The organism is Streptomyces sp. NPDC001709 (genome assembly GCF_053596375.1).
This window is the reverse complement of sequence record NZ_JBSFGB010000019.1, coordinates 186,392-197,581: the sequence shown is the minus strand read 5'-3', so window position 1 is coordinate 197,581 and position 11,190 is coordinate 186,392. Positions and strand designations below refer to the sequence as shown.

The window sequence follows — 11,190 nt, the reverse complement described above, 5'->3', positions numbered from 1 at the left end:
CCAACAGACCGCCACCCTCGACGACGCCATTCGAGCGTGAACACCGACAACGCCACACACCTCGACGTGCTACGGCCAACCATGCACGAGGTCGTTAGCGGGGCATACGGAGAGTCCTCTCCAGTACCTCGGATGAATCTTGGAGCGACCCTTGTGTGCTCCTGGGAGTTCACTTAACCTCACAGAAACATCGAAGCGCTTCGACTGTAAAACACGTCGTAGTAACGGGATGTCGACTTTCAGCTCAGCCAGTTGCCAGTCACGACACCGCAGCCGACGGCCCACCGCCGGGTGTCCAGGTGCGCCATGAAGGGTTGACGCAATGACGCCGAACGCCGCCTGCACCTCCTCAGGGCCCAGCCGGAGAAGCTTCCTCGCCTCCACGGCAGTCGCCACCGCAGCGGTGGCCGGTGGGATGCCGCTGCTCACCGCCTGCGGCGGTTCGGACAGCGGGTCGCGAGAGGGTGCCACGTCGGGCAAGGCCGCCGACAAGCTGATCCCGACATACATACCCAGCACGGTCGCCAAGCCGGACCTTCCGTCGAAGAACGGTTCGTCGGCCGGCTACACCCGCAAGGTCGACCTCACGGCCCTCACCACCTCGGTCCCGCACAAGCTCGGCACCGGCGCTCCCTTCACGATCATGTCCCCGCTCTGGGGCACACCGCCGAAGACCGGGTGCGCGTACTACAAGGCGGTCGACGCGGCGGCGGGCACCAAGGTCACCTGGCAGAACCAGGACGGCATCACCTACGCCCAGAAGCTCGGCGCCGTCCTCGCCTCCAGCTCCATACCCGACATGGTGGTCGTGCCCAGCTGGGTGCTGGTCGGCAAGATCCCGAACGCGGTGGCCGCGAAGTTCATGGACCTCGGCCCCTACCTGGCGGGCGACAAGGTCAAGAAGTACCCGAACCTCGCCGCGATCCCCTCCGACTCCTGGCGCATGTCCATCTTCGGCGGGGCGCTGCGCGGTATCCCGATGCCCGCCGCCGCCGCGTCGTCCATCGTGCCCTACTACCGCAAGGACATCTTCGACAAGAAGGGCTACACCGTACCCAAGTCGCCCGAGGAGTTCCTCAGTTGGGCCAAGGACGTCACCAGCGCCAAGGCCAAGGTGTACGCCTGCGGGGACATGACCTGGGTATCGGCGGGCATCTTCGGCGTCCGCCCCTCCGGGACGCTCGGCTGGAACACCGGGGACGACGGCAAGCTGACCTACCGCATCGAGCAGCCCGAGTACCTCGAGGCCCTGGAGTGGACTCGCAAGCTGTTCGACGCCGGCGTGGTCCATCCCGACGACAAGGCGCGCACCGGCGACACGGGCCAGCGGTTCACCGCCGGACAGATCCTGGCCATGGCCAGCGACGCCTCGGCCTGGTACGTCAAGACCGCCGAACAGGCGAAGTCCAATCCGGACTTCGAGATCGAGGGCATGGACTACTTCGGCGCCGGCGGCGGCACCCCGAAGCTGTGGGCGTCCTCGCCCGCCGGCATCTGGTCGCTGATCCGCAAGGGCGCCTCCAAGGAGACCGTGGAGAACGCGCTGGCCGCGGCCAACTTCGCGGCAGCGCCCTACGGCACCAGGGAGCGCATGCTCGTCGACTACGGCGTCGAGGGCACCCACTACACGGTCAAGGACGGCGTCCCGGTCAAGAACGACCAGGGCAACTCCGAGGTGATCAACGCCTGGGTGATGCTGGCCGCACCGGCTCCCTACTTCGCCCACCCCGACTTTCCCGATGTCGCCCGCAAGCAGGCCGAGTGGCAGCAGCGGATGGGTGCCTTCATGAAGAAGACGTCCACCTACGGCATGAACATCGTCGAACCGACCCGCTACGCGAACCTCGCCAGCCAGTTCGAGCAGCTGGAGATCGACTTCGTGCGCGGCCACAAGAAGCTGTCCGATGTGCAGCAGGCCATCTCCACCTGGAAGTCCTCGGGTGGCGACAAGCTGCGCGACTGGTACAAGCAGCTCCTCGACAAGAACGGCAGCGGCAACTGATGTCCATGACGGCCGGTAGCAGGCCCGACGGGACCCGTCCCTCCGTGGCCGTCGAGGAACCGACGGCAGCGGTCGCCGGCCCGGCGGCGAAGGACCGGGTGCCACGCAGGACGAGCAAGGCCGCAAAGGCGGGCAAGGTCCCGTGGCGGATCCGGCTGCGGCGCGACCGCGCGCTCATCCTGATGACCTTGCCGGTCATCGTCCTGCTCCTCCTCTTCAACTACGTCCCCCTGCTCGGCAACGTCGTCGCCTTCCAGGACTACGACCCCTACGCCTCCAGCAACGGCATCACGGCGATCTTCCACAGCCCCTGGGTGGGCGTGGAGCAGTTCTCGCGGATGCTCGACGACCCGCTGTTCTGGAGCGCGGTGAAGAACACCATCACCCTGTTCGTGCTCCAACTGGTGCTGTTCTTCCCGGTACCGATCGTCCTCGCGCTGGTCATCAACAGCGTGATCCGGCCCCGGGTGCGGGCCGTGGCGCAGGCGATCATGTATCTGCCGCACTTCTTCTCGTGGGTCCTCGTGGTGACCGTGTTCCAGCAGATCCTCGGTGGCGCGGGCATCATCGCGCAGACCCTGGAGAAGCACGGGTGGAGCGGCTTCGACCTGATGACCAACGCGGACGTCTTCAAGTACCTGGTCATCGGGCAGGCCGTGTGGAAGGACGCCGGCTGGGGGATCATCGTCTTCCTCGCCGCGCTGGCCGCCGTCAGCACCGACCTGTACGAGGCCGCCGCCATGGACGGCGCGGGGCGCTGGCGCCGCATGTGGCACGTCACGCTGCCCGCACTGCGCCCGGTGATCGCGCTGCTGCTGGTCCTGCGGGTGGGCGACGCGCTGAGCGTCGGATTCGAGCAGTTCCTGGTCCAGCGGGACGCGGTCGGCACAAGGGCCGCAGAGGTCCTCGACACCTATGTGTGGAGCGTGGGTATCAAGTACGGCGACTTCAGCTACGCGGCCGCGGTCGGCCTCGTCAAGGGAGCCATCGGAGTGTGTCTCGTCCTGGGCGCGAACAAGGTCGCGCACCTGCTCGGCGAGCAGGGGGTGTACAAGAAATGAGCCTCAACACGCAGCTCATTCGCAGCCTCAAGGCTCCCGCCCGCCCCGTATGGGAGGAGCCGCCGAGCAAGGCAGGACTCACCGCCAAGAGCGGCTTCCTGCTGCTCTGCTGCCTGGGGGTGCTCGGTCCGCTGTGGATCGTGATCGTCACCAGCCTCTCTCCCAAACCCGTGATCGACCGGGCCGGCGGCCTCGTCGTGATCCCCCAGGGCATCACCTTCGTCAACTACACCGAACTGCTCGGCGGCGGCCAGGTCAGCCGCGCGATCATGGTCTCGATCGGCGTCACGCTCTTCGGCACGCTGTTCTCGATGGCGGTGTCGGTGCTGGCGGCCTATGGACTGTCGCGGCCGGGGAGTCTGGGCCACCGGTTCTTCCTGATGGCCATGATGGCGACGATGTTCTTCGGGGCCGGACTCATACCGACGTACCTTCTGGTGCAGACGCTGGGCCTCACCGACACCTATCTGTCACTGGTGCTGCCGAGCGCGGTCAGTGTCTTCAACATCCTCGTCCTGCGGGCCTTCTTCATGGGGATCTCACCCGAACTCACCGAGTCCGCCCGCATCGACGGGGCCAGTGACCTGCGCATCCTGCTGACCATCATCATGCCGCTGTCGCGCGCGGTGCTGGCCGTCATCTCGCTGTTCTACGCGGTCGGCTACTGGAGTGCCTGGTTCAACGCCTCCATCTACCTCTCCGACCAGAACATGATGCCGTTACAGAACGTGCTCATCCAACTGGTCCAGAAGAACACCGAGGCGCCGACCGGCCTCCAGCAGCAGGTCCGCACCGGACAACTCTCCTCGCTGGGGCTGCAGATGGCCGTCATGGTCCTCGCGCTGATCCCCGTCGCGGTCGCCTCCCCCTTCGTCCAGCGGCACTTCAAGAAGGGGATGCTCACCGGAGCCATCAAGGGCTGAGGCCCCGGCGACCCCGGCCGGTGACCGGCGAGGTGCCCGGCACCCACCAGGACGGACCACGTCCTCAGCAAGGGGCGTGGCAAGTACCCCCACATCTCCCCCCACCCATGGAAGGGACACCATGGTGAAAAGCAGAACAGGCAAGATAACCATGGCGGTGCTCGCGCCGGCGATGGCGCTCGGAGCCACCGTCGGCCTCGCCTCCGCCCCCGCTTCGGCCGCAGTCTGGAACTCCTGCGACCAGTGGGCCAGCACCAGTCTGGACGGCTACAGGCTTTACAACAACATCTGGGGTTCCGGTGCGGGCGGCCAGTGCATCTGGGCCAACTCCGGGACCGGTTGGGGTGTCTGGGCCGACCACCCCAACACCGGCGGTATCAAGTCCTACGCCAACTCGACGAAGTCGATCAACAAGTCGATCGACACCCTCAGCTGGCTCACCAGCAACTACAACGTCAGCGTCCCGTCGTCCGGCGCGTACAACACGTCGTACGACATCTGGGACAACGCCCACCAGTACGAGATCATGCTCTGGGTCAACCACACCGGAGCCGTCGGCCCGATCGGCAGCTGGCAGGCCAACGTCACGCTCGGCGGCCACAACTGGGACGTCTACAAGGGCACCAACGGGTCGAACCAGGTGTTCTCGTTCCTGCGGACGTCCAAATCCGACTCCGGCACCGTGGACGTCAAGCAGGTCCTCAACTGGATCGCCTACACCAAGGGCTGGATGCCCGGCAACGAGGTCATCGGCGACGTGCAGTTCGGCTATGAGATCACCTCGTCGTCCGGCGGACTCAACTTCAACACCAACAACCTGACAGTAAGCGGTGGCTGATTCATCATCAGGGCCGCCTTCGAGGTGTCCGCCGGGCAGTCGGTGCCCCGGAACTGGCAGTTGGTCCTGCATCCCCGGAGCGAGAACATCGCCGCCACTCCGAGGATTCCGTTCGAACAGCTCGACATGGGCGGCGACCGCAGCGTACGGGCTGCCCTCGACAAACGTCCCTGGGACCTCGCCGAGGGCGACTGGGACGTGCTGGTGCTCAGAACGCCGATACGGTGCTGGGCCGACCGTAGAACGGCGACGGCCAGAGGGCGACCAGCCGCCACTGCTGGTTGGTTCCGTCGCCGACAGGCCACTGGATCACCTTGGCGCCGTTGTCCGCCGATCCGCCCTCGACGTCCGCGCACAAGCTGTTGCGGACGTGGACGAGCCGGACGTGTCCACCGCCCGCGTCGACGACCTTGCCGCTGTGGCGGGCGACGAGGCGGAAGGAGCCGTCGGCGTAGGGCTGGAGCCGCCGCTGCTGGTTCTCGCTGCCGGACCAGCCCCGTTGGATGAGGCCGGTGCCGTCGGCGGTGCTGCCGCTGGTGACGTCGAGTACCTTGCCGCTGCGCCGGTTTTCGAGCCGGAAGAAGCCGCTGAGCAGGGAGACGGTGATGTCGGTGCGCTGCCCGGCGGTCAGGGAGACCTTCCTGGCGTGGGTGCCGAGGGAGGAGGCCGCGACGGTCGCGGTCGTGGCCACGGAGGTCATGCCGCGGCGGCTGATCAGCGTGACGTCCTGGTTGACGTCGGAGGTGACGGACAGGGGGGCCGGGTGTTCAGGTCCCAGGCGAAGCTGTGGATCCGGATCCGGATCCGGCCGCGGGCCCGGACCTCGGTGATCGTGCCCTTCGCCAACCGGTCGGGCAGCGCGGGGAGGATCTCCAGCACTCCGGGCCGGCTGTAGATCAGGGCCTCGGCCAGCACGCCGGGGCCGCGGTGCGGAGCCGGGAGGGGCGGCGGCGTGACGGCGGCTGCGGCGGCGCACGAGGCGTACGCCGCCGCAGCCGGTCCTACGGCCCGAGGATCAGACGGCCGTGAAGGACCACAGCAGGTTGGTGCTGCTGCCGTACGCCCACTGCTTGGTGACGGAGCCCGAGTCGACATTGCCACCGCCGTCGAGGACCAGGCCGGTGGTGCGGTTGGCGATCGAGTAGGCGTCGCCACCCCGGGGAGTGATCCTCCACTGCTGGTTGGTACCGCCGTTCCAGGGAGCCTGTCGGGCCGGAGAGCCGTTGTCGGTGGCGCCCCAGCCGTCGGCGACCATGCCGTTCGTCCGGTTGACCAGTCGGTAGTAGCCGCCGCCGACCGCCTCCGCTTGCCACTGCAGATTGGAGCTGCCGTTCCACGTCCACTGCTTGAGGTCGGACCCGGAGGCCACTCCGCCGCCGCTGTCCAGGGCGAGTCCGTCGGTGGCGTTGGTGATCCGGAAGTACGCCGCCGGGTTGAACTGGACCCTCAGCGAGGTGATCTGGTCGTTGTTGCCGGTGACTCGCAGGTCGGGGTTCTCGTCGGTGAAGGTCCAGGAGGTGCCGGTGAAGTTGTCTCCGGAGTAGCCGATCACCTGGTAGCCAGGAGCCGGTCGGAGGGAGGAGAGAGTGCGCGCGCCGAGTCCGGCTGCGGTCAGGTCGGCCGCGGAGTAGTCACCGACGGTGAACACGCCCGCGTTGCCGGCGTAGTTGACGTCCGCGAAGGCGACGGCCCCGGCGAGCGGCCGCAGGCCCGGGATCGTGCCGGAGAAGGCGAGCTTCAGGACGTAGGCGCCCGCGCTGTACGGGGCCGAGGAGGGCAGGGTGACCGTGAGGCCGGAGGAGTTCTGGGCCGGCGTGGGCAGGTCGATGTAGGTGCCTGCGGTGGTGCCGAGGAGCTTCACCGAGGTCAGCGACGAGAGGTTGATCCGGTCCGAGCTGAGAGTCTTGATCGTCAGTGAACTGCCGGGCCAGCCCAACACAGTGGCGTACAGGACGTTGTCGGCCTTGTCGCGGGTGAAGCGGATGTCCTGCGGCGTGCCGGCGTGCGGGGTGGTGAACGCGCCGCCGCCCATCTTCGTCGGGCCCTCGCCGTACGCCGTCCAGGCGCGGGTCGAGTAGATCGACTCGCCGAAGCGCTTCAGGTGGTCCCCGATGCCGAGCAGGATGTCCTTCTGCGCCTGGGGGATGGTGCCGTCGGCCATCGGCGCGATGTTCAGCAGCATGTTGCCGTTCTTGCTGACCCGGTCGATGAACGAGTGCAGCATCTGCTGGACGGTGTAGTAGCCGATGCCCTGGGTGTAGCACCAGCTGCTACTGGAGATGCTGTCGTCGGTCAGCCAGTACGGGGTGGTGATGTCGGCCGGGCCGCCGCGCTCGTAGTCGAAGACCTCGCCCTTGTTGTCCAGACCGTCCTTGTAGGTGGCGACCACCTCACGGCCCCAGCTGTTGGCCTGGTTGTAGTAGTACGACAGGAAGTTCAGGCGCTGGGTCTCGTCGATGGCGTCCAGCTTGAAGTCCTGCCACAGGATGTCGGGCTGGGCGCGGTCGATGACCTCCTTGAGCTTGTCGTACCAGAGCTGGTTCTCCGCGGCCGAGCCCAGCTGCCCGTAGAGCTTCTTGAGACCGGGGTCCGTCTGGGCGGGGACGAACTCGTAGAAGCCGTTGAAGTGGTACGCGTGGTGCATGGCCACCAGCAGCTTGAGGCCCTTGGCGCGGATGGCCGTGGAGAAGAGCCGCAGCAGGTCGAGCCCCGGGCCCTTCTTCACCGAGTTCCACTCGTTGACCTGGCTGTCCCACATGGAGAAGCCGTCATGGTGCTCGGCGACCGGGCCGGCGAACCTGGCGCCGGCGTCGACGAACAGCTGCACCCACTCGTCGGGGTCGAACTTCCCGCCAGCCGACTTCAGTCTCGGCGCGAACTTCACGAAGTTGCCCGCCAGGTCCTGTGCCCCGTTGATGAAGTTGTGGTACGGCCATGCCGATGGCCGGCCGTAGGTCGCGATGTGGTGTTGGTTGGCGTTGCTGCCCGCCTGGTACATGTTGCGCGGGTACCACTCGTTGTCGTAGGCCGGGACGCTGAAGACGCCCCAGTGGAAGTAGATCCCGAACTTCGCGTCCCGGAACCACTCCGGGGCCGGCGGGTGCTGGTCGACCGAGTTCCAGTCGGGCGTATACGTGCTGGGTGCGGCCCGGGCGGTTCCGGCATCGAACACACCTCCGGCAACGGCCGCCGCGGCGACGCAGGTGGCACCGGCCAGGAAGTGGCGTCTGTTGATCGAACTCGACATGGAGACATCCCTGGTGCAGAAGGGGGAGGGGAATACAGGGCGCCGCTTGTTACGCATGAAGGTCGGCCATGTCTCCCTGGGATGTCAACCGGTGTGCAGGGATGAAAAGCGCCGAGTGGTAAGGGAGTTGGCTGTACTTGAGGCCGATCTGATGCGATTTGCGACTGTCCAGACATGGAATGTCTGGCAGGAGCTTCATGGCTCATTTAGATCAGCCAAACACGAGGATTGATGGGATGGATCTGGGCTTCTGGATGCCGGTCCGAATCCCGAATGGGTCATGAGCTGGTGTCTTGATGCTTATTCGACCGCGGGGTAGACAGGGCGGCGGGGGCGCGCCTATAAACATCCCATCTCTTCCGCACGGCGATACACAGATGTCGTCGACGTGAAACATCTCCCGCTACGGGACCGGCGCGAGGAAGCACCGATGAGAGTCAGAACCGCCCTCTGTTCAGCCGTCTCCGTCCTGTCCGCCCTGACGTTGCTCAGCGCCTGCAGCAGCAGCTCCGGCACCGGGTCCGGCGGCGCGCCGCTCGTCGGCGTCGACTACCCGCGTTCCGACACCGACTTCTGGAACTCCTACATCAAGTACACGCCCCAGTACGGCAAGCAGCAGGGCTTGGATCTGAAGACGACCAACTCGCAGAACGACGTCGCCAAACTCACCGCCAACGCACAGACGTTCATCAGCCAGGGCGTCAAGGGGCTCGTGATGGCCCCGCAGGACACCGCCGCCATCGCGCCCACCCTCGCGCAGCTGGAGGCGAAGAAGATCCCCGTCGTCACCGTCGACACCCGCCCCGACACCGGCAAGGTCTACATGGTCGTACGCGCCGACAACCGCGCCTATGGTGAGAAGGCCTGCCAGTACCTCGGCGCGAAGCTCGGCGGCAAGGGCAAGGTCGTCATGCTCGAGGGCGACCTCTCCTCCATCAACGGCCGCGACCGCACCGAGGCGTTCAACGACTGCATGAAGAAGAACTACCCGGACGTCAAGGTGTTCGGGGAGGCCACCAACTGGGACGGCGCGGTCGCCGCGCAGAAGCTGCAGACCGACCTGACGGCCAACCCGGACATCAAGGGCGTCTACATGGAGGCCAGTTTCGCGCTGTCCGGCACGCTCCAAGTCCTGAAGCAGAAGGGCCTGTTGGTGGGTCCGAAGGACAAGAAGCACGTGTTCGTCGTGTCCAACGACGGCATCCCCGAGGAGCTCAAGTCCATCGCCGAGGGCAAGATCGACGCCACGGTCTCGCAGCCGGCCGACCTCTACGCCAAGTACGCCCTGTACTACGTCAAGGCCGCGATCGACGGGAAGACGTTCAAGCCCGGCAAGACCGACCACGACAGCACCATCATCCAGGTCCGCGACGGCGTGCTCGAGGACCAGCTCTCCGCCCCGCTCGTCACCGCCGACGGCGGCACCTACGGCGGCGTGCCCAGCGTCAAGAGCGACGACAAGGCGCTGTGGGGCAACAACCTCGGCTGATTCCTCCGATCTCTCAACGGGACGCAACGGTGATTCCACATCAGGAACCCAACGGCGAACGAGGACAAGGAGGTTGAGATGAGCGACGGGGAGCGAGCGGCAACCCCCACGCCCGCCCCGGCGGACTCGGGCCCGCCCGTCGTCGAGGCGACGGGCATAGTCAAACGATTCGGTCCGACGGTGGCCCTGAACGGCGCCCGGATCACCATTCGGCCCGGCGAGACCCACGCGCTGGTCGGCCGCAACGGAGCCGGCAAGTCGACCCTGGTGTCGGTCCTCACCGGCCTCCAGGCCCCCGACGAGGGAACGGTGACCTTCGGCGGCGAGCCGGCCCCCCGGCCCAGTGACCGTGACGCCTGGCGGCAACGCGTGGCCTGCGTCTACCAGAAGTCGACGATCATCCCCGCACTGACCGTCGCCGAGAACCTCTTCCTGAACCGGCACGACCACGGACAGAGCCGGCTCATCAGCTGGCAGGCCACCCGCCGTCGCGCACAGGACCTGCTGTCGACCTGGTCGGTGGACGTCGACCCGCGGACCCCGGCCGGTGATCTGAGCGTCGAGCAGCGGCAGTTCGTCGAGATCGCCCGCGCGCTGTCCTTCGGGGCCCGGTTCATCATCCTCGACGAGCCGACCGCCCAACTCGACGGGGCGGCGATCAACCGCCTCTTCGACCGCATCCGCGACCTGCAACGCCAGGGCGTGACCTTTCTGTTCATCAGCCACCATCTCCAGGAGATCTACGAGATCTGCGACATGGTGACGGTGTTCCGCGACGCCCGGCACATCGTGACCGCACCGGTCGCGGACCTTCCCCGCGCCGACCTCGTCGCCGCCATGACCGGCGAGGCGGCGGCCGACCGGCGCGAGGAACGCGCGAGAGCCCTCGACCCCGGTGCCACGGCCGCACTGAGCGTTCGCGCTCTGCGGGGCGATGCGTACGACGACGTCAGCTTCCGGATCGCGCCCGGCGAGATCGTCGGCCTCGCGGGGGCTGCCGGCAGCGGTCGTACCGAGGTCGCCGAGACCGTCGTAGGACTCCGGGCGGCAGCGGCGGGCGAGGTGGAGATCGCCGGGAGGCGGCCCCGGCCGGGCAGCGTGCCCGCCGCGCTCACCGCAGGTGCCGGGTTCGTCCCCCAGGACCGGCACCACCAGGGCTTCGTTCCCGACATGTCGATCGCGGACAACGCCACCCTGTCCGTTCCCCGCAGGCTCGGCCCCCACGGGTTCCTCAGCCGCAGCCGCCGGGACCGGCTCGCCGAGGGCCTGATCGAGAACCTCGCGATCAAGACCCCCGGTCCCGAACTGCCCGTCTCCGCACTGTCCGGAGGCAACCAGCAGAAGGTCGTCATGGCCCGCGCCCTCGCCGACGACCCCCGGCTGCTTGTTCTGATCAACCCGACCGCGGGCGTGGACGTGCGCTCCAAGGAGTTCCTCCTCGGCAAGGTCGAGGAGACCGCGGCCACCGGCACCGGAGTGCTCATCGCCTCCGACGAACTCGACGACCTGCGCATGTGCGACCGGGTCCTGGTGATGTTCCAGGGCCGTGTGACCTCGGAGATCGCCCGCGGCTGGCACGACCACGACCTCGTGGCCGCGATGGAAGGAGTGGACCTGCATGCCTGAACTG

Annotated in this window: 9 protein-coding genes; 6 read left to right on the top strand and 3 right to left on the bottom strand. The window is 67.1% G+C overall.

The window, feature by feature from the left end; genetic code table 11:
* The first annotated feature begins 322 nt into the window (after positions 1 to 322).
* The 4 genes from ACWC0C_RS27040 (at position 323) to ACWC0C_RS27025 (ending at position 4,824) form a co-directional block, all read left to right on the top strand.
* On the top strand, positions 323 to 2,002 hold the full coding sequence (locus ACWC0C_RS27040) for an extracellular solute-binding protein (RefSeq protein WP_450866409.1): 1,680 nt from the start codon (positions 323 to 325) through the stop codon (positions 2,000 to 2,002).
* The gene (locus ACWC0C_RS27035) at positions 2,002 to 3,063 is read left to right on the top strand and encodes an ABC transporter permease (RefSeq protein ID WP_450866408.1); all 1,062 of its coding nucleotides are present in this window, start codon (positions 2,002 to 2,004) and stop codon (positions 3,061 to 3,063) included. The genes ACWC0C_RS27040 and ACWC0C_RS27035 overlap by 1 nt, the downstream gene beginning before the upstream one ends.
* Entirely contained in the window at positions 3,060 to 3,986 is a 927-nt protein-coding gene (locus ACWC0C_RS27030; protein ID WP_449196934.1) for a carbohydrate ABC transporter permease, read from the top strand. Before ACWC0C_RS27035 ends, ACWC0C_RS27030 begins: the two co-directional genes overlap by 4 nt.
* 121 nt (positions 3,987 to 4,107) lie before the next feature.
* A complete protein-coding gene (locus ACWC0C_RS27025; protein WP_450866405.1) occupies positions 4,108 to 4,824 on the top strand; it encodes a glycoside hydrolase family 12 protein in 717 nt (238 codons plus the stop codon).
* A gap of 208 nt (positions 4,825 to 5,032) precedes the next feature.
* On the opposite strand, the gene ACWC0C_RS27020 is transcribed toward ACWC0C_RS27025, so the two are convergent.
* The 3 genes from ACWC0C_RS27020 to ACWC0C_RS27010 form a co-directional block, all read right to left on the bottom strand.
* On the bottom strand, positions 5,033 to 5,524 hold the full coding sequence (locus tag ACWC0C_RS27020) for an RICIN domain-containing protein (RefSeq protein WP_450866403.1): 492 nt from the start codon (positions 5,522 to 5,524) through the stop codon (positions 5,033 to 5,035).
* A 14-nt stretch (positions 5,525 to 5,538) separates the two neighbouring features.
* Complete coding sequence (locus ACWC0C_RS27015) at positions 5,539 to 5,739, bottom strand: hypothetical protein (RefSeq protein WP_450866401.1); 201 nt, start codon at positions 5,737 to 5,739, stop codon at positions 5,539 to 5,541.
* A 100-nt stretch (positions 5,740 to 5,839) separates the two neighbouring features.
* On the bottom strand, positions 5,840 to 8,071 hold the full coding sequence (locus ACWC0C_RS27010; protein ID WP_450866399.1) for an alpha-L-fucosidase: 2,232 nt from the start codon (positions 8,069 to 8,071) through the stop codon (positions 5,840 to 5,842).
* A 430-nt stretch (positions 8,072 to 8,501) separates the two neighbouring features.
* On the opposite strand from ACWC0C_RS27010, the gene ACWC0C_RS27005 reads away from it, so the two are divergent.
* Both ACWC0C_RS27005 and ACWC0C_RS27000 read left to right on the top strand, forming a co-directional pair.
* Positions 8,502 to 9,560, top strand: a complete 1,059-nt coding sequence (locus ACWC0C_RS27005) for a sugar ABC transporter substrate-binding protein (RefSeq protein WP_449196937.1) — start codon at positions 8,502 to 8,504, stop codon at positions 9,558 to 9,560.
* 78 nt (positions 9,561 to 9,638) lie between these two features.
* Positions 9,639 to 11,186: a sugar ABC transporter ATP-binding protein gene (locus ACWC0C_RS27000; protein WP_450866397.1), complete on the top strand. Its 1,548-nt coding sequence runs from the start codon at positions 9,639 to 9,641 to the stop codon at positions 11,184 to 11,186.
* Positions 11,187 to 11,190: the final 4 nt, after the last annotated feature.